This window comes from Amycolatopsis sp. PSD-21 (genome assembly GCF_055561455.1).
This window is the reverse complement of sequence record NZ_CM145712.1, coordinates 2,201,184-2,219,102: the sequence shown is the minus strand read 5'-3', so window position 1 is coordinate 2,219,102 and position 17,919 is coordinate 2,201,184. Positions and strand designations below refer to the sequence as shown.

General features: G+C 65.1%; 12 protein-coding genes and 3 rRNA genes. 7 read left to right on the top strand and 8 right to left on the bottom strand.

Annotated features, from left to right (window positions below):
* Window positions 1-62 precede the first annotated feature (62 nt).
* Complete coding sequence (locus tag ACZ1DY_RS10825) at window positions 63-731, top strand: M protein (RefSeq protein WP_465484239.1); 669 nt, start codon at window positions 63-65, stop codon at window positions 729-731.
* Here the strand turns inward: ACZ1DY_RS10825 and ACZ1DY_RS10820 are convergent.
* A complete protein-coding gene (locus ACZ1DY_RS10820; protein WP_126729944.1) occupies window positions 728-1,090 on the bottom strand; it encodes a YciI family protein in 363 nt (120 codons plus the stop codon). The two genes, ACZ1DY_RS10825 and ACZ1DY_RS10820, sit on opposite strands and share 4 nt — an antisense overlap.
* A 170-nt stretch (window positions 1,091-1,260) precedes the next feature.
* On the opposite strand from ACZ1DY_RS10820, the gene ACZ1DY_RS10815 reads away from it, so the two are divergent.
* Window positions 1,261-1,542: a metal-sensitive transcriptional regulator gene (locus tag ACZ1DY_RS10815; RefSeq protein ID WP_007034631.1), complete on the top strand. Its 282-nt coding sequence runs from the start codon at window positions 1,261-1,263 to the stop codon at window positions 1,540-1,542.
* Here ACZ1DY_RS10815 and ACZ1DY_RS10810 read toward each other — a convergent pair.
* The 3 genes from ACZ1DY_RS10810 to ACZ1DY_RS10800 are packed head-to-tail and all read right to left on the bottom strand — an operon-like array spanning window position 1,493 to window position 4,088.
* Window positions 1,493-3,730, bottom strand: coding sequence for a heavy metal translocating P-type ATPase (locus ACZ1DY_RS10810; RefSeq protein ID WP_465484238.1), 2,238 nt, complete (start codon window positions 3,728-3,730; stop codon window positions 1,493-1,495). The genes ACZ1DY_RS10815 and ACZ1DY_RS10810 overlap by 50 nt on opposite strands.
* The gene (locus ACZ1DY_RS10805; protein WP_465484237.1) at window positions 3,727-3,885 is read right to left on the bottom strand and encodes a hypothetical protein; all 159 of its coding nucleotides are present in this window, start codon (window positions 3,883-3,885) and stop codon (window positions 3,727-3,729) included. Before ACZ1DY_RS10805 ends, ACZ1DY_RS10810 begins: the two co-directional genes overlap by 4 nt.
* On the bottom strand, window positions 3,882-4,088 hold the full coding sequence (locus tag ACZ1DY_RS10800) for a heavy-metal-associated domain-containing protein (protein WP_126729947.1): 207 nt from the start codon (window positions 4,086-4,088) through the stop codon (window positions 3,882-3,884). Before ACZ1DY_RS10800 ends, ACZ1DY_RS10805 begins: the two co-directional genes overlap by 4 nt.
* A 96-nt stretch (window positions 4,089-4,184) precedes the next feature.
* Here ACZ1DY_RS10800 and cobF point away from each other — a divergent pair, with 96 nt between their 5' ends.
* Complete coding sequence (cobF, locus tag ACZ1DY_RS10795; protein ID WP_465484236.1) at window positions 4,185-4,949, top strand: precorrin-6A synthase (deacetylating); 765 nt, start codon at window positions 4,185-4,187, stop codon at window positions 4,947-4,949.
* A gap of 454 nt (window positions 4,950-5,403) precedes the next feature.
* On the opposite strand, the gene rrf is transcribed toward cobF, so the two are convergent.
* The 3 genes from rrf to ACZ1DY_RS10780 form a co-directional block, all read right to left on the bottom strand.
* Window positions 5,404-5,520, bottom strand: a 5S ribosomal RNA gene (gene rrf / locus ACZ1DY_RS10790).
* Window positions 5,521-5,600: 80 nt separating this feature from the next.
* Window positions 5,601-8,736, bottom strand: a 23S ribosomal RNA gene (locus ACZ1DY_RS10785).
* Between the two features lie 320 nt (window positions 8,737-9,056).
* A 16S ribosomal RNA gene (locus tag ACZ1DY_RS10780) occupies window positions 9,057-10,575 on the bottom strand.
* Together the 16S, 23S and 5S rRNA genes form the textbook arrangement of a ribosomal RNA operon.
* A gap of 459 nt (window positions 10,576-11,034) precedes the next feature.
* On the opposite strand from ACZ1DY_RS10780, the gene ACZ1DY_RS10775 reads away from it, so the two are divergent.
* Entirely contained in the window at window positions 11,035-11,838 is an 804-nt protein-coding gene (locus tag ACZ1DY_RS10775; protein ID WP_465484235.1) for an alpha/beta fold hydrolase, read from the top strand.
* Window positions 11,838-12,596 carry an SDR family oxidoreductase gene (locus ACZ1DY_RS10770; protein ID WP_257488514.1) on the top strand — a complete coding sequence of 253 codons (759 nt, stop codon included), beginning with the start codon at window positions 11,838-11,840 and terminating at the stop codon, window positions 12,594-12,596. Before ACZ1DY_RS10775 ends, ACZ1DY_RS10770 begins: the two co-directional genes overlap by 1 nt.
* Here ACZ1DY_RS10770 and ACZ1DY_RS10765 read toward each other — a convergent pair.
* Entirely contained in the window at window positions 12,535-14,187 is a 1,653-nt protein-coding gene (locus ACZ1DY_RS10765) for an IS1634 family transposase (RefSeq protein ID WP_465484234.1), read from the bottom strand. The two genes, ACZ1DY_RS10770 and ACZ1DY_RS10765, sit on opposite strands and share 62 nt — an antisense overlap.
* A 185-nt stretch (window positions 14,188-14,372) precedes the next feature.
* Here ACZ1DY_RS10765 and ACZ1DY_RS10760 point away from each other — a divergent pair, with 185 nt between their 5' ends.
* Together ACZ1DY_RS10760 and ACZ1DY_RS10755 are read left to right on the top strand one after the other, a co-directional pair.
* On the top strand, window positions 14,373-16,928 hold the full coding sequence (locus ACZ1DY_RS10760) for a bifunctional FO biosynthesis protein CofGH (RefSeq protein WP_465485636.1): 2,556 nt from the start codon (window positions 14,373-14,375) through the stop codon (window positions 16,926-16,928).
* A gap of 139 nt (window positions 16,929-17,067) precedes the next feature.
* Window positions 17,068-17,919 (top strand): HalD/BesD family halogenase, encoded by an 852-nt coding sequence (locus tag ACZ1DY_RS10755; RefSeq protein WP_257488516.1) that lies wholly within the window; start codon window positions 17,068-17,070, stop codon window positions 17,917-17,919.

The following is a 17,919-nucleotide window of genomic DNA, read 5'->3' as shown; positions in this document are numbered from 1 at the left end:
AAGCCCCGTGTGGCAAGAGAAAGCGCCCAATGGCGACACATCGACCACTGTGGAGGTGACCAATGGAGATGCCCGGCTTCGATCTGGCGTGGCGTGGTTTCGATCGCGCGCAGGTCCGGGAATTCGTTCGCGAGGTGGAAGCCGAACTACGACGAGTGGAAGCCGAACGCGACGAGGCTCTCCGCCGCGAAGAGGCTCTCGCCGCCGAACTCACCGGCGCGCGCGAGGACATTCGCGAATTGAAGGCCACGGTCGACCGGATCAGCCGTGTCCCGATCGCGCCGGACGCGTTGCAGGAGCGCTCGCGCCGGATGCTCGAACTCACCCGCGAAGAAGCCGAGGACATCACCGCCCGCGCCGCCGAGCAGGCCGCCAAGGCCGAGGCGGAACGGAAGCGGGTCGCCGAAGACTTCGAGCTCGCCATGTCGCTGCGCCGCGCGGAGGCGATGCGCGCGCTCGCAGCACGGGACGAGGCCGCGCAGGCCCGGGCGAAACAATTGCTCGACGACGCCGCCGCGGAGAGCGAGCGCCTGGTCGCCGAAGCGCGGCAGAAGGCCGACGTGGCCCTCCGCCTGCGCGACGACGTACTGAAACAGCTGGTCGGCTGCCGAGAGCTGCTCACCGAGGCCGGTTCGGTGCTGGCCGTGTCCCCCACACCGAAACCGGAAGTGCCCGTTCAGCGCCGGAGCAGGCCCGAAGCCCGCACCGGCACCGAAGCGGCCGCGACCTAAGCGGGGTCGCCTGAAGAAAAGACGACCGGCCGGATCTCCATCGCGTTGATATGCGCGTCCGGGATCTGGCCCGCGATCTCGATCGCGCGCTCCTTGCTGTCGCATTCGACCAGGTAGAAGCCGGCCAGGTACTCCTTCGACTCCGCGAACGGGCCGTCGGTGACCACCGGGACGCCGTCACGCACCCGGACCACCGTGCTCTCCTTCGGTTCCGCCAGCGCCTGCGTCCCCAGCAGTTCGCCGCTCTCGGTGAGCTTCTTCATGAAAGGGTCGATGCGCGCGACCACCTCGTTGCGCTCCTCCTCGGGGAGCGCGTCCCAGGCGGTGGGGTTCATGGTGATCATGATCATGTACTTCATCGGTGTTCCTCCTGGTCGTCCGGCGGCCGGTGCCCCGGCCACTCACGCAGGAGTCGGAGCCGCCGGATCGTCCTCGACATCCTGGCATCCTGGAATTCGGCCGACCCACGCATATACGTGGGGAGGGTATAGTGGTCGAGGACAGGGAACGACGAGAGAACGGGTGCGGAATGACGGGCTACGGCACCGAGCGGGAGGCCTATCTCAAGCGCCTGCGCCGGATCGAAGGACAGATCCGCGGCTTGCAGCGGATGGTGGAAGAGGACAAGTACTGCATCGACATCCTGACCCAGGTGTCCGCGGCCACGAAGGCGCTGCAGTCGTTCTCCCTCGAACTGCTGGACGAGCACCTCGCCACCTGCGTGGTCCACGCCGCCGCCGCCGGCGGTGAAGAGGCCGACCTCAAGGTCCGGGAGGCGTCCGACGCCATCGCCCGGCTGGTCCGGTCCTGAAGCGTCGCAGCCGCAGGCTGTTGGTGACGACGAACACCGAGGAGAACGCCATCGCGGCCCCCGCGATCATGGGGTTGAGCAGGCCGAGCGCGGCCAGCGGCAGCGCGGCGACGTTGTAGGCGAACGCCCAGAACAGGTTGCCCTTGATCGTGGCGAGGGTGCGGCGCGCGAGCCGGATGGCGTCCGCGGCCGCGCGCAGGTCGCCGCGCACCAGGGTGAGGTCACCGGCCTCGATCGCGGCATCCGTCCCGGTCCCCATCGAGAGACCGAGGTCGGCCTGTGCGAGCGCGGCCGCGTCGTTGACGCCGTCGCCGACCATGGCGACCACGCGTCCTTCGGCCTGCAGCCGTTCGACGACGTCGACCTTGTCCGCGGGCAGGACCTCCGCGACCACCTCGTCGATCCCCACCTCGGCGGCGACGGCCTTCGCGGAACCGGTGTTGTCGCCGGTCAGCAGGACAGGGCGGAGCCCGAGCGCCTTCAGTTCCGCCACGGCCTCGGCCGACGTCGGCTTGACCGTGTCGGCGACGACGACCACGCCACGTGTCTCGCCGTCCCAAGCGACGACCACCGCGGTCGCGCCACGATCCTCGGCGGCCGTCTTAACCTGGGAATACTCGTCGCCGACCGCGATACCGTGCTGGTCGAGGAGCGCGGGCCGCCCGGCGAGAACGGTCTTGCCGTCGACCTCGCCGATGACGCCAAGGCCCTCGACACTGCGGAACCCGCCGACCGGAGGCAGCTCACCCAGCCGCTTCTCGGCGGCCTCGACGATCGCGCGGGCGATCGGATGTTCGGAAGCGTGCTCGACCGCCGCGGCCAGGCGCAGCACCTCGGTCTCATCGGCGCCGAAAAGATCGGTGAGACTCATCTTCCCGGCGGTCACCGTGCCGGTCTTGTCCAGCACGACGGTGTCGATGGCACGAGTGGATTCGAGCACCTCCGGACCCTTGATGAGGATGCCCAGCTGCGCGCCGCGCCCAGTGCTGACCAGCAGCGCTGTCGGTGTGGCAAGGCCGAGCGCGCACGGGCAAGCGATGATCAGGACCGCGACGGCGGCGGTGAAGGCGGCGTCGGCTCCGCTGCCCGCGCCGAGCCAGAAGCCGAGTGTGCCGACCGCGAGCGCGATCACCACTGGGACGAACACGGCCGACACCCGGTCGGCGAGCCGCTGGACCCGCGCCTTGCCGTTCTGCGCGTCCTCCACCAGCCGTGCCATCTGCGCGAGCCGCGTGTCGGCGCCGACCCGGGTGGCGCGGACGACGAGCCGCCCGCTCGCGTTGACCGTCCCGCCGACGACGGCGTCCCCTGCGCCGACCTCCACCGGGACGGCTTCACCCGTCAGCATGCTCAGGTCGACGGCCGAGCCGCCGTCGGTCACGACACCGTCGGTGGCGATCTTCTCCCCCGGCCGCACGACGAACTCGTCGCCCGTCTTCAGCGCACCGATCGGGACGCGGCTCTCTTGGCCGTCCTTGAGGACCGCGACGTCCTTCGCCCCGAGTTCGAGCAGCGCCCGCAGCGCGGCTCCGGAGCGGCGCTTGGACCTGGCCTCGAAGTACCGGCCAGCCAGAAGGAAGGTGGTCACCCCGGCGGCGACCTCGAGGTAGACGTTGCCCGCGCCGGACCCGCGCTGCATCGTCAGCTCGAAGCCGTGGCGCATGCCGGGTACGCCGGCCGCGCCGAACAGCAGGGCGTACAGCGACCAGAGCGTGGCGGCGACGACGCCGAGCGAGATCAGGGTGTCCATGGTGGCGGCGCCATGGCGGAGGTTCGTCCAGGCCGGGCGGTGGAACGGCCACGCGCCCCAGGTGACGACCGGCGCGGCCAGCACCAGCGAGACCCACTGCCAGTAGGTGAACTGCCAGGCCGGGACCATCGCCAGCACGATCACCGGCACGGCGAGCACGGCGGAGACCACGAGACGGGTTCTCAGGGAGCCGGTCTGGTCTTCGTCTTCGTCGGGCTGGGGCGGCTGGGCCGTGTAGCCGGCCGACTCGACGACACCGACGAGTTCTTCGACCGAGAGCGCGGCGGGGAAGTCGACCTGCGCCTTCTCGGTGGCGTAATTGACCGTGGCGGAGACGCCGTCGACCTTGTTCAGCTTGCGTTCGACCCGCGCGGCGCAGGAGGCGCAGGTCATCCCGCCGATGGCCAGCTCGACCCGCTGGGATGTCGCGGCGCTCACGGCGTACCTCCCGGATGGTGCCCGTGATGCTCGCTGGCCGGCGCCGGCGCGGGCGGCTCGTCCAGCGGCCCGACGGCGGAACCGATCGCCCAGGCGACGGCGAACACCACGACCAGAGCCGCGGCGAACGCCGACACCTTGACGGCGGTGCTCACGAGACGAGCTGGTAACCGGCCTCGGTGACGGCCGCGTCGACGGCCTGGACGTCCAGGGGCGCGTCACTGGTGACGGTGACCTTGCCGCTGGCGACGTCCACGTTCACGGCGCTGACACCCGCGATCCCGCTGACCTCCTCGGTGACGGAGGAGGCGCAGTGCCCGCAGGACATGCCCTTGACGGTGTAGGTGGTTTCGGCCATCGGTACGAACTCCTCTACAGGACAGGTGGATCGATCACTTCCTTTATACCCCGTGGGGGTAGGGGTGTGCACGGAGGGTGCGGGGACACTGCGGAAATGAGGAAGATCTCCGCCATCGGCATCGGCGCCGGCGACCCGGAACACCTGACCGTCCAGGCCGTCCGGCGACTGAACGAGACCGATGTGTTCTTCGTCCTCGACAAGGGTTCGGAGAAGCAGGACCTGACGGCGCTGCGCCAGGAGATCCTCGACCGGTTCGTCGAACGGCCCGGCTACCGCGTCGTCCGGGCGCCGGACCCCGAACGCGACCGTACTCCGGACGACTACCGGAAGGCCGTCGCCGACTGGCACCGGCTCCGGACCGATGTCTACGAGAACATGATCGCTTCGCTGGGTCCCGACGAGCGGGGCGCGTTCCTCGTGTGGGGCGACCCCGCGCTCTACGACTCGACTCTGCCCCTGCTGGACGCCGTGCTCGCCAGGGGGAACGTCGAGTTCGAGTACGACGTCATCCCGGGCGTGAGCAGCGTGGCCGCGCTGACCTCCCGGCACCGGACCACGATGAACCAGATCGGCCGCCCGGTCCTGGTCACGACCGGCCGCCGCCTCGAAGCCGGCTGGCCCGCGGACGTCGACGACGTCTTCGTCATGCTGGATGCGAACTGCACCTTCTCGCAGTTCGTCGACACGGGCCTGGAGATCTACTGGGGCGCGTACCTCGGGACGCCCGACGAGCTCCTGCTCTCCGGCCCCCTGACCGCCGACCTCGCCGCGGAGATCCGCTCCGTCCGCGCCTCCGCGCGCTCCCGCAAGGGCTGGATCATGGACATCTACCACCTACGCCGCCCGACCCGCCCCTAACTCGCTTACGCCCCTCGCTTACCCCCTCGCGTGCCCTACCCCGTCACTCACGTGATCAGAGGCGTAACTCGCGTGTCCAGAGGCGTCATTCGCGTGCTTGAGCCCGTATCTCGCGTGCCCAGGCGGCCGACGCGTGTGTTTGGTTGGACGACACGCGTGATCAGGGGGACGACACGTGTGATCAGGTGGCCGGGTGCCGTGTCGGCCAGCCAATCACGCTTGCCGTCCCGGTAAACACACGTGTCGTCCGTCTGATCACGGGTGTCGTCCGTGTGATCACACGTGTCACGTCTCTGATCACGTGAGATACGGGTTCAATCACGCGTGTGACGTCTCTGATCACGTGAGTGACGGGTTTAGTCACGCGTGTGGCGGGGTTTCGGGTATGAAAAAAGGGCCCAGGTCGGGAGAACTCTGGGTTCTCGACCGACCTGGGCCCTTTTCTTTAATGTTAGTCCGGCGGTGTCCTACTCTCCCACAACCCTTCGGTTGCAGTACCATCGGCGCTGTCAGGCTTAGCTTCCGGGTTCGGAATGGGACCGGGCGTTTCCCTGACGCTATAACCACCGAAACACTACGAAACAACACACACAGTCTGTTTCCAGATCGGTGTGGTGTTTCAGAGCTGTAGAGTGGATGCGTAACATCTTTGTGGGCAAGTCCTCGGCCTATTAGTACCAGTCAACTCGACAACACATTACTGTGCTTCCATTTCTGGCCTATCAACCCAATGGTCTGTTGGGGGCCTTAACCCACAAGGGGTGGGATACCTCATCTTGGAACAGGCTTCCCGCTTAGATGCCTTCAGCGGTTATCCCTTCCGAACGTGGCCAACCAGCCATGCCACTGGCGTGACAACTGGCATACCAGAGGTTCGTCCGTCCCGGTCCTCTCGTACTAGGGACAGCCTTCCTCAAGTATCCTACGCGCGCGGCGGATAGGGACCGAACTGTCTCACGACGTTCTAAACCCAGCTCGCGTGCCGCTTTAATGGGCGAACAGCCCAACCCTTGGGACCTACTCCGGCCCCAGGATGCGACGAGCCGACATCGAGGTGCCAAACCATGCCGTCGATATGGACTCTTGGGCAAGATCAGCCTGTTATCCCCGGGGTACCTTTTATCCGTTGAGCGACACCCCTTCCACCAGGTGGTGCCGGATCACTAGTCCCGACTTTCGTCCCTGCTCGACATGTCTGTCTCACAGTCAAGCTCCCTTGTGCACTTGCACTCAACACCTGATTGCCAACCAGGCTGAGGGAACCTTTGGGCGCCTCCGTTACTCTTTAGGAGGCAACCGCCCCAGTTAAACTACCCATCAGGCACTGTCCCTGAACCAGATCATGGTCCGAGGTTCAGATTCCCAATCCGACCAGAGTGGTATTTCAACAACGACTCCACCAACACTAGCGTGCCAGCTTCACAGTCTCCCACCTATCCTACACAAGCCGAACCGAAAACCAATACCAAACTATAGTAAAGGTCCCGGGGTCTTTCCGTCCTGCCGCGCGTAACGAGCATCTTTACTCGTAGTGCAATTTCGCCGGGCCTGTGGTTGAGACAGCCGGAAAGTCGTTACGCCATTCGTGCAGGTCGGAACTTACCCGACAAGGAATTTCGCTACCTTAGGATGGTTATAGTTACCACCGCCGTTTACTGGCGCTTAAATTCTCAGCTTCACCCCGAAGGGTTAACCGGTCCTCTTAACGTTCCAGCACCGGGCAGGCGTCAGTCCATATACATCGTCTTGCGACTTCGCATGGACCTGTGTTTTTAGTAAACAGTCGCTTTCCGCTGGTCTCTGCGGCCACCCACCCCTAGTCCGCAAGGGACTTCAGAGTGTTTGGCCCCCCTTCTCCCGAAGTTACGGGGGCATTTTGCCGAGTTCCTTAACCACAGTTCACCCGATCGCCTTAGTATTCTCTACCTGACCACCTGTGTTGGTTTGGGGTACGGGCCGTGCACGCACTCGCTAGAGGCTTTTCTCGGCAGCATAGGATCACTCTACTTCGCCTCAATCGGCTACGCATCACGTCTCAACCTTAATGAGCGGCGGATTTGCCTACCACTCGGTCTACACGCTTACACCAGTACTACCACTCACTGGCGGAGCTACCTTCCTGCGTCACCCCATCACTCGACTACTACGGAATCAGATCCCACGCTCCACAACCACCCTCCACCCCGAAGGGTCTTGGATGGCGCTTCGGGTGGTTAGTATCAACCGCCTCATCCTGGGCGCACGTGCTCGGGTACGGGAATATCAACCCGTTATCCATCGACTACGCCTGTCGGCCTCGCCTTAGGTCCCGACTTACCCTGGGCGGATTAGCCTGGCCCAGGAACCCTTGGTCATCCGGCGGCAGAGTTTCTCACTCTGCATTCGCTACTCATGCCTGCATTCTCACTCCCACACCCTCCACGACTGGCTTCCGCCGCCGCTTCCCTGGATGCAGGACGCTCCCCTACCCATCAACACGACTAGACGTCCCCGCAAGGAGAACGCCGATCTATATGTGTCAATGACACAGCTTCGGCGGTGTGCTTAAGCCCCGCTACATTGTCGGCGCAGGACCACTTGACCAGTGAGCTATTACGCACTCTTTCAAGGGTGGCTGCTTCTAAGCCAACCTCCTGGTTGTCTGGGCAATCCCACATCCTTTCCCACTGAGCACACACTTAGGGGCCTTAGCTGGTGTTCTGGGCTGTTTCCCTCTCGACGACGAAGCTTATCCCCCGCCGTCTCACTGCCACACTCTCACACCACGGTATTCGGAGTTTGGTTGATTTCGGTAACCCGGTAAGGCCCCTAGACCATCCAGTAGCTCTACCCCCGTGGAGAAACATGTGACGCTGCACCTAAATGCATTTCGGGGAGAACCAGCTATCACGGAGTTTGATTGGCCTTTCACCCCTACCCACAGCTCATCCCCTCAGTTTTCAACCTAAGTGGGTTCGGCCCTCCACGTCGTCTTACCGACGCTTCAGCCTGGCCATGGGTAGATCACTCCGCTTCGGGTCTAGACCACGCGACTCAATCGCCCTATTCAGACTCGCTTTCGCTACGGCTACCCCACACGGGTTAACCTCGCCACGCAGCACTAACTCGCAGGCTCATTCTTCAAAAGGCACGCCATCACCTCAACATCACAAGGATGTGCTCGGGCTCTGACGGCTTGTAGGCACACGGTTTCAGGTACTCTTTCACTCCCCTCCCGGGGTACTTTTCATCTTTCCCTCACGGTACTAGTCCGCTATCGGTCTTCAGGAAGTATTTAGGCTTACCGGGTGGTCCCGGCAGATTCACAGCAAATTCCACGAGCTCGCTGCTACTCGGGAACACCACCAAGGTCCACAAACATGTGTTTTCGCGTACGGGACTCTCACCCACTCCGGTCGCCCATCCCAAGGCGTTCCACTAACACACGCGCAAACCCGGAAGACTGTCAGATCTTCCAAGGCGGGTCCCACAACACCACACACACAACGCCTGACAGCTTGACATGTGCATGGTTTAGCCTCTTCCGCTTTCGCTCGCCACTACTCACGGAATCACGGTTGTTTTCTCTTCCTACGGGTACTGAGATGTTTCACTTCCCCGCGTTCCCTCCACACACCCTATATATTCAGATGCGGGTAACACCACATAACTGGTGCTGGGTTTCCCCATTCGGAAATCCTCGGATCACAGCTCGGTTGACAGCTCCCCGAGGCATATCGCAGCCTCCCACGTCCTTCATCGGCTCCTGAAGCCAAGACATCCACCATGTGCCCTTAACAACTTGACCACAAAGATGCTCGCATCCACTCTACAGTTCTCAAACACCACACCAGAAACAAACGTCCCGGGGCGTAAGCCCCTTGGCGTGTTGCCTCAGGACCCAACAGCGTGCATAGTGAACAATTCTCGACTGAATCCGGCGTAACACTTTCCACGCTTCCGGAGAAGCAGTACTCGCCCCCGCCGGCAACCCAATCTCGAACCCTAACCAGTAGTTCCACAATTCCTTGAGCAACCAGCGCCACCACACAGTCGGTGGTGAAACCCTGGCCACTCCACAGCACTGATCCGGTCAATAACCGGGACTGTGGATGTGTTGCTCCTTAGAAAGGAGGTGATCCAGCCGCACCTTCCGGTACGGCTACCTTGTTACGACTTCGTCCCAATCGCCAGTCCCACCTTCGACCACTCCCCCCCTTGCGGGTTGGGCCATGGGCTTCGGGTGTTACCGACTTTCATGACGTGACGGGCGGTGTGTACAAGGCCCGGGAACGTATTCACCGCAGCGTTGCTGATCTGCGATTACTAGCGACTCCGACTTCACGCAGTCGAGTTGCAGACTGCGATCCGAACTGAGACCGGCTTTAAGGGATTCGCTCCACCTCGCGGTATCGCAGCCCTCTGTACCAGCCATTGTAGCATGTGTGAAGCCCTGGACATAAGGGGCATGATGACTTGACGTCATCCCCACCTTCCTCCGAGTTGACCCCGGCAGTCTCCCACGAGTCCCCGCCATGACGCGCTGGCAACGTAGGATAAGGGTTGCGCTCGTTGCGGGACTTAACCCAACATCTCACGACACGAGCTGACGACAGCCATGCACCACCTGTACACCAACCACAAGGGAAGCCCTATCTCTAGGGATGTCTGGCGCATGTCAAGCCCAGGTAAGGTTCTTCGCGTTGCATCGAATTAATCCACATGCTCCGCCGCTTGTGCGGGCCCCCGTCAATTCCTTTGAGTTTTAGCCTTGCGGCCGTACTCCCCAGGCGGGGCGCTTAATGCGTTAGCTACGGCACGGACAACGTGGATGTCGCCCACACCTAGCGCCCAACGTTTACAGCGTGGACTACCAGGGTATCTAATCCTGTTCGCTCCCCACGCTTTCGCTCCTCAGCGTCAGTATCGGCCCAGAGACCCGCCTTCGCCACCGGTGTTCCTCCTGATATCTGCGCATTTCACCGCTACACCAGGAATTCCAGTCTCCCCTACCGAACTCAAGTCTGCCCGTATCGCCCGCACGCTCCACGTTAAGCGTGGAGTTTTCACGAACGACGCGACAAACCGCCTACGAGCTCTTTACGCCCAATAATTCCGGACAACGCTCGCACCCTACGTATTACCGCGGCTGCTGGCACGTAGTTAGCCGGTGCTTCTTATCCAGGTACCGTCACTTGCGCTTCGTCCCTGGCGAAAGAGGTTTACAACCCGAAGGCCGTCATCCCTCACGCGGCGTCGCTGCATCAGGCTTGCGCCCATTGTGCAATATTCCCCACTGCTGCCTCCCGTAGGAGTCTGGGCCGTGTCTCAGTCCCAGTGTGGCCGGTCACCCTCTCAGGCCGGCTACCCGTCGTCGCCTTGGTAGGCCATTACCCCACCAACAAGCTGATAGGCCGCGGGCTCATCCTGTACCGCCGGAGCTTTCCACCAAACCCCATGCGAGGCCCGGTCATATCCGGTATTAGACCCAGTTTCCCAGGCTTATCCCAAAGTACAGGGCAGATTGCCCACGTGTTACTCACCCGTTCGCCACTAATCCCCGGCCGAAACCGGATCATCGTTCGACTTGCATGTGTTAAGCACGCCGCCAGCGTTCGTCCTGAGCCAGGATCAAACTCTCCAACAATGTCAAATTTGATCGAGGCAAATAAATGCTCTCAAAGGAACCTCAAACGAGGTTCAAATACATAAGCTCTACTGGCTTAGTTCACTAGCACACTGTTGAGTTCTCAAGCAACACACCCCAGATCGCACCACAGTCACGCGGCCTTATCCGAAGCAGTCATTCCTAGCAGTTTTTGGTGAGACACCCACTCAATCGCACTGAGCGAGAGCTTGGTTCGTGTCCCGGTCGGCCGCCCGGTTTCCCTGGCGACGAAGAGAACTTTACATGGCCGGAAACCCCCGAAAACAGGGGGGTACCTTAACGACATTCGCGCAGGTCAGAGGCCATAAACGAGCCCTGACCCGGCGATCACGCGGTGATCGCTCCAAGAGACCTCAGGTGAACTCCTGGGCAAGAACATTGCTCCGAGTACATTGCACCGTATTGATCGCGAGGATTGCTCCGATTAGCGTCGGGTTCATGAGCACTGCGGAACTCGACGGCATCTCCGTCGCTTACGACGACCTCGGCGCCGGGTTGCCGGTCGTCCTCGTCCACGGCCATCCCTTCAACCGTTCGATGTGGCGCCCCCAGGCCGAGCGCTTCAGCCAGGAGGGTTACCGGGTCATCACCGCGGACCTTCGTGGGTACGGCGCAACGACCAAGCCGCCGGAGAGCACGAAGACCGGACTCGACGTCTTCGCGGCCGACATCGCGCGACTCGCCGATCACCTCGGTCTGGAGCGCTTCGTGCTCGGTGGCCTCTCCATGGGCGGGCAGATCGTCATGGAGTTCCACCGCACCTACCCCGACCGTGTCGCCGGGCTCCTGCTCGCCGACACCTCTCCCCAGGAAGAGACAGAGGAGGGCAAGCGCGTTCGCAACGAGATGGCGGACCGCGTCCTCGCGGAGGGACTGAACCCCTACGCGGAGGAAGTGCTGACGAAGATGGTCTCCCCCGAGAACGTCCGCACGATGCCGGACGTGGCGGCGCACGTGCTCGGCATGATGCGCACGACTCCCCCGGAAGGGGCGGCGGCCGCACTAAGAGGACGGGCCGAGCGGCCGGACTACAGGGAGAGCCTCACGCACGTAGCGGTACCGGCCCTCGTCGTGGTCGGAACCGAGGACGAGTTCACGCCGGTCTCGGACGCCGAGCTCATGCACGACCTCATCCCAGGCTCCACCCTGGCGGTGATCGAAGGCGCCGCGCACATGCCTAACCTGGAGCGCGAGGCCGAGTTCAACGACGTGTTCGCACGGTTCTTGAAAGAGATTGATTGATGCCCCAGAAGACTGTTTTCGTGACCGGTGCCAGCGCCGGGTTCGGCGTCGAGATCGTCCGCCGGTTCGCCGCCGACGGCGCCAAGGTCGTCGCGGCCGCGCGCAGCAAGGACCGGCTCGACAAGCTGGCCGGCGAGCTGGGCGAGAACGTCCTCCCCTTCGAACTCGACGTCCGGGACGCCGACGCGGTGGCCGCGCTCCCTGGCACGCTGCCCGCCGGATTCGCCGAGGTCGACCTGCTGGTGAACAACGCCGGCCTCGCGAAGGGGCTCGAGCCCGCCCACCGGGCGAAGCTCGACGACTGGGACCAGATGATCGACACGAACATCAAGGGGCTCGCGCACCTCACCCGCGCGTTGCTGCCCGGCATGGTCGAGCGCGGCCGCGGGCACGTGATCAACATCGGGTCGGTCGCGGGTTCCTACCCCTACCCCGGCGGCAACGCCTACGGGGCGACCAAGGCGTTCGTGCACCAGTTCAGCCTGAACCTGCGCGCGGACCTGCAGGGCACCGGCGTCCGGGTGACCAACGTCGAGCCCGGCCTGGTCGGCGGCACCGAGTTCTCCGTCGTCCGGTTCGAGGGCGACCAGAGCAAGGCCGACAACGTCTACAAGGGCACGACGCCGCTGACGGCCGCCGACGTGGCCGAGTCCGTCTTCTGGGCGGCTTCGCAGCCGGAGCACGTGAACATCAACGTCATCGAGTTGATGCCGGTGGTGCAGAGCTTCTCCGCGCTGCATATCCATCGGTCGGAGTAGGCCGGTCAGGCGGAGCCTGTCCGTTGAGGGTGGTGGTGGGGCGGGGTCCGGGGAGGTCGAACAGGTCGAAGAGCGCCTGCTGTTCCGGGCTCCGCTCGGTCAGCAGGCGCCGCGTCCGCGGGCGGCCGCCGGTGGACGGATACCGAAGCACCGTCTCCCCTATCCCCGCGAGGCTGTCCATCAGTTCACGGACCGACAGGTTCATCCCGGCGCGGTCGGCCTCGCGCCGCATGAGGTGCGTGACCGTGGACGCAAGCACCGTGACGAGTGTGTGCACTGCGATCCGATGCGGCGTCCAGTCCCAGCGCGGGGCCGGGCCGGTGACGGCGGGGCCGGTCAGCCAGCGGAACGTCGAGTCGAGGTGGGTCCGGGCCCGGTACGCGGTAACGACCTCGGACACCGGCCAGTCGTGGTCGGTGACCAGCACCTGCTTGCCGAAGAACTCGTCGTGCAACCGCGAGACGGCGGCGTCGTCGACCTTCCAGGTCAGGCGGATTTCCCCCGGCTTCGTCCCCGTCAGGGAAGGGGAGAGCACCCGTTCGACGCGGCGGCCGCGGGTGATCCGCGCGATTTCGGCGTTCACCTGACCGCGATCGCCCCGGTAGACGCCCGACGCCAGCGCGGCGTCGAGGCCGGCGAGCTCGCGCGTCGCGGTGCTCAGTTCCTCGCCGAACGCGCGGGCCTGCGCGTTGTGCAGGGTCTCCGAATGGGTCAGGATCACGCGCCGGCGCACACCCGCGACGACGGCTCTCGTGTCGAGGGCGGTCAGCCCGGCGAAGCGCTCCGGGTCGACGGGTCTGCGCGCGGACGGCGGTTTCGACAGCAGCTCCGGATGCTCCGAAAGCGGGAGCGCGCCGACGAAGTGCCGCCCGAGGTCCAGTTGCGCCGCTTGGCCCGCGGTGAAGACCAGCGTGACGGGATACAGCGAGCGGAGTCGCTCGGCGAGCGCGGCGAACGGCGGTGCCTCTTCCCGTGGGTACACGTGCGACGCCAGCGGGATCGCGCCGTCCTTGGTCACCACCAGGCCGAGTCCGGCGAGTTCGCAGCGGCAGGGATCGGCCGTGGTGAAGGTGGCGAACTGCGGGACGTCCACGGCGAGCGCGGCGTCGCCCGTCCCCAACCAGGAGAGCACGGCGTCGGCGACGGCGGTCTCGATCCGGGCGATCCGTTCGGGCGTGAGGCGGTGCAGGGCGCGCCAGTGATTCGGAAGATCCGCCCGGACGAATTCCCGGGCGACGGAGTCTCGCCACCAGTCGGCTAATCGCGTTTCGGGAGCTGTCGCCCGGTGCAGGACGGCGAGCGCGAGATGCGTCCCGAGGGTGGTCGCGGCGCGCTGGGGTCCGACGGCTTCGTCGACCCGGCGTACGAAGTCGAGCCGTCGCAGCGTGGCCCATACCGCCGCGACGTCGCCGAAGGTCCGGTGACGCGCTTCGCCGGGGGCTGAGACGTCGCCCTCCATCGCGCGCCCGATCTCCTCGGCGGTCCCGAGGTAGCGCTGCGAAACCACGCGCGGTTCGCCGTCGACCCGCGCGGAGGTGACGAGGTAGTAGTACGTCCGCCCGCCGACCTTCTTGCCGATCACCGAAGCCACACTTTAGGTAATACACTCGCACCCGCTGATCGGCAACCAAGATCACGCGCTGACCTGCGAAAACGGTGACCTTACCCACGTGGGTGACGCGGTGGCGGGTTGCACACTGGCAGGTGGAGCGAGTCCGGCCATAGCGTGCGGGAATGGCATCCCCTGCTGACCCGAACGCCCCCACCACCTCGGCGATGCGCCGGGCGCTCGCCAGGGCGCGCGACGGGAAGACCCTCGACATCACCGAGGCCTCGATCCTGCTCCAGGCGCGCGGCGACGACCTCAAGACGCTGTCCGAGCACGCCTCCCGGGTCCGCGACGCCGGGCTCGTCGCGGCAGGCCGCCCCGGCGTGGTCACCTACAGCCGTTCGGTGTTCATCCCACTGACCCGGCTGTGCCGGGACCGCTGCGGTTACTGCACCTTCGCGACCGTTCCCGGCCGCGTCGAATCGCCGTTCCTCTCCCCCGACGAGGTGCTCGACATCGCCCGCAAGGGTGCCGAGATGGGGGTCAAGGAAGCGCTGTTCACCCTCGGCGACCGTCCGGAGGACCGCTGGAAGGCGGCGAAGGACTGGCTCGACGCGCACGGCTACGACGACACGCTGTCCTACGTCCGGGCGATGGCGATCCGGGTCCTCGAAGAGACCGGTGTCCTCCCGCACCTCAACCCGGGCGTGCTGAGCTGGCAGGACTTCCAGCGGCTCAAGCCGGTTTCGGCGTCGATGGGCATGATGCTGGAGACGACGGCGAAGCGGCTGTACACCGAGAAGGGCGGCCCGCACTACGGCTCGCCGGACAAGGATCCCGACGTCCGGCTGCGCGTGCTGGAGGACGCCGGCCGCAGTTCGGTCCCGTTCACCACGGGCATCCTGATCGGCATCGGCGAGAACTTCGAGGAACGCGCCGACTCGCTGTTCGCCATCCGCAAGGTCGCGAAGACCTACGGCGGCATCCAGGAAGTCATCGTCCAGAACTTCCGCGCGAAGCCGGACACCAAGATGCGCGCGACCCCGGACGCCGACCTCGAAGAACTCGCCGCGACCATCGCCGTCGCGCGGCTCGTGCTCGGGCCGCGGATGCGTATCCAGGCGCCGCCGAACCTGATCGGCCAGCAGTACGAACTGATGCTCAACGCGGGTATCGACGACTGGGGCGGCGTCTCGCCGCTGACCCCCGACCACGTGAACCCCGAACGCGCGTGGCCGCAGATCGACGAGCTCAAACGCCGCACCGAAGCGCTCGGGTTCACCGTGCGCGAGCGGCTGCCGATCTACCCGGAGTACGTCAAGGCCGGCGAGCCGTGGCTGGACCCGCGGATGAACGCGCACCTCGCGCCGCTGACCGATACCGAAACCGGGCTCGCGATCGAAGAGGCGATCCCGGTGGGTATCCCGTGGCAGGAGCCGGACGGCGGCTGGAAGGAGGCCGGGCGCACCGATCTCCACGTCGAGGTCGACACCGTCGGGCGCACGGAAGACCGCCGCAGCGACTTCGACTCGGTCTACGGCGACTGGGCCGAGATCAGGGGCAACATCAAGACCGCGCCGCAGCGGTTCGACCTCGACATCCGGGATGCCTTGCGCAGCGCGGAAAAGAACCCGGCCGGGCTTTCGGACGACGAGGCTCTGGCGCTGCTGCACGCCGACGGGCCGGAACTCGAAGCCTTCACCAAGATCGCCGACGACCTGCGTCGCGAGGTGAACGGCGACGACGTCACCTTCGTCGTCACGCGGAACATCAACTTCACCAACGTCTGCTACACCGGCTGCCGGTTCTGCGCGTTCGCCCAGCGCCGCACCGACGCCGACGCGTACACGCTTTCGCTGGAACAGGTCGGCGACCGGGTCGACGAGGCGTGGGCCGCCGGCGCGACCGAGATCTGCATGCAGGGCGGCATCCACCCGGATCTGCCGGGCACCGCGTACTTCGATCTCGCGGCGGAGGTGAAACGCCGTCAGCCGGACATCCACCTGCACTCGTACTCACCGATGGAAGTCGTCAACGGCGCTTCGCGGACGAACCTCTCGATCGAGGACTGGCTGGCGCGCGCGAAGGAGGCCGGTGTCGACTCGCTGCCGGGCACGGCCGCGGAGATCCTCGACGACGACGTGCGCTGGGTGCTGACGAAGGGCAAGCTGCCGACGTCCGAATGGATCAACGTCGTCACCACCGCGCACAAACTCGGCATCACGACGACGTCGACGATGATGTACGGCCACGTCGACACCCCGGCGCACTGGGTCGGGCACCTGAAGCTGCTGGCGAAACTGCAGCGGGAGGGCCTGGAGCGCAACGGGCGGCGCGGGTTCAGCGAGTTCGTGCTGCTGCCGTTCATCCACCAGAGTTCCCCGATCTACCTCGCCGGTCTCGCCAGGGCGGGGACGACGCTGCGCGAGAACCGCGCGGTGCACGCGCTGGCCCGGCTGCTGCTGCACGGGATGATCGACAACATCCAGAGCTCGTGGGTGAAACTCGGTGAAGAGGGCAGCCGCGCCGTGCTCCAGGGCGGGGTCAACGACATCGGCGGGACGCTGATGGAGGAGACGATCAGCCGGATGGCGGGTGCGGCCAACGGGTCGTACAAGACGATCAGCGACATGCGTGCGATGGTCGAGCCGCTGGGCCGTCCGCTTCGGCAGCGGACCACGGAGTACGGCACGCCGACGGCGGAGCGGATCGCCGCCGCCCAGGCGTCCGACGGCGTCGCGACCGCGGTGCGCCGTCCGCTGCTGCCGCTTGTCACCAGCTGACGAATAGTCCCTGACGGCCTCCTGACTCGAGTCAGGAGGCCGTCACGTTCCGTGTGGCACCGCTCACAAGGCGCGGGAGCGGCGGGCGTTTTCTGTGCTAAACCCGAGAATCACTTCCGGGGCAGCCGAGAGGACGTCGATGACCGCGAGCGCAGTCCAGGTGGCCGATACCGCCCGCTATCCGTTGTCCGAACCGGGAAGCCCCGCGTGGCGCGAAATCGTTTCCCGGACCCGCGCCGAACTGCGGGAAACGGGCTGCAGTGTGCTGGCCGACTTCATCCGTCCGGAGTTGCGTGACGCCCTTCGTGAAGAAGGCGCGAGAATCGCTCCGGAGGCGTACGCGAAGGTCGAACGCGTCAACGCCTACAACATCGCCATCGACACTCCGCTGCCGGAAGACCATCCCGGCCGCACGATCATGGAACGCGGCAACGCCTTCGTGGCGCGTGACCGGATCCCGGCGACCGCGGTGATCCAGCAGCTGTACACGAGCCGCGAGTTCCAGCGGTTCGTGGCCGACTGCTTCGAGCTCCCCGAACTGCACGAACTCGCCGATCCGCTGTCCGGCCTGGTGCTCAACGTGATCGAACCGGGCCGCGCGCATCCGTGGCATTTCGACACCAACGAGTACACGGTCAGCATGCTCACCCAGGAAGCGGCTGACGGCGGCGTCTTCGAATACTGCCCGAACATCCGCTCCGAAACGGCCGAGAACTTCGACGACGTCCGTGCCGTGCTGGCGGGCGAAGGTGATCACCTGATCAGGCGGCTCACTCTGCGTCCTGGCGATCTTCAGCTGTTTCGCGGACGCTTCGCGCTGCACCGGGTGAGTAGTGTTCAAGGGGCAGTCGCCCGCCATTCCGCGATCTTCGCGTACAGCGAGCGTCCTGGGGTCATCGGCAGTCCGGAACGGACGAGACAGCTGTTCGGCCGGGTCCTGCCGGAACACGTCGCTTCGGCGGCTGTCCGGGGCGATCAGCTGCTCGACTAA

Excerpts from the sequence above, each read along its gene's own strand:
- cobF (WP_465484236.1), top strand. The coding sequence starts at position 4,185 with ATGAGGAAGATCTCCGCCATCGGCATCGGCGCCGGCGACCCGGAACAC.
- ACZ1DY_RS10770 (WP_257488514.1), top strand. The coding sequence starts at position 11,838 with ATGCCCCAGAAGACTGTTTTCGTGACCGGTGCCAGCGCCGGGTTCGGC.
- ACZ1DY_RS10820 (WP_126729944.1), bottom strand. The coding sequence starts at position 1,090 with ATGAAGTACATGATCATGATCACCATGAACCCCACCGCCTGGGACGCG.
- ACZ1DY_RS10775 (WP_465484235.1), top strand. The coding sequence starts at position 11,035 with ATGAGCACTGCGGAACTCGACGGCATCTCCGTCGCTTACGACGACCTC.
- ACZ1DY_RS10825 (WP_465484239.1), top strand. The coding sequence starts at position 63 with ATGGAGATGCCCGGCTTCGATCTGGCGTGGCGTGGTTTCGATCGCGCG.
- ACZ1DY_RS10755 (WP_257488516.1), top strand. The coding sequence starts at position 17,068 with ATGACCGCGAGCGCAGTCCAGGTGGCCGATACCGCCCGCTATCCGTTG.
- ACZ1DY_RS10800 (WP_126729947.1), bottom strand. The coding sequence starts at position 4,088 with ATGGCCGAAACCACCTACACCGTCAAGGGCATGTCCTGCGGGCACTGC.
- ACZ1DY_RS10815 (WP_007034631.1), top strand. The coding sequence starts at position 1,261 with ATGACGGGCTACGGCACCGAGCGGGAGGCCTATCTCAAGCGCCTGCGC.
- ACZ1DY_RS10760 (WP_465485636.1), top strand. The coding sequence starts at position 14,373 with ATGCGCCGGGCGCTCGCCAGGGCGCGCGACGGGAAGACCCTCGACATC.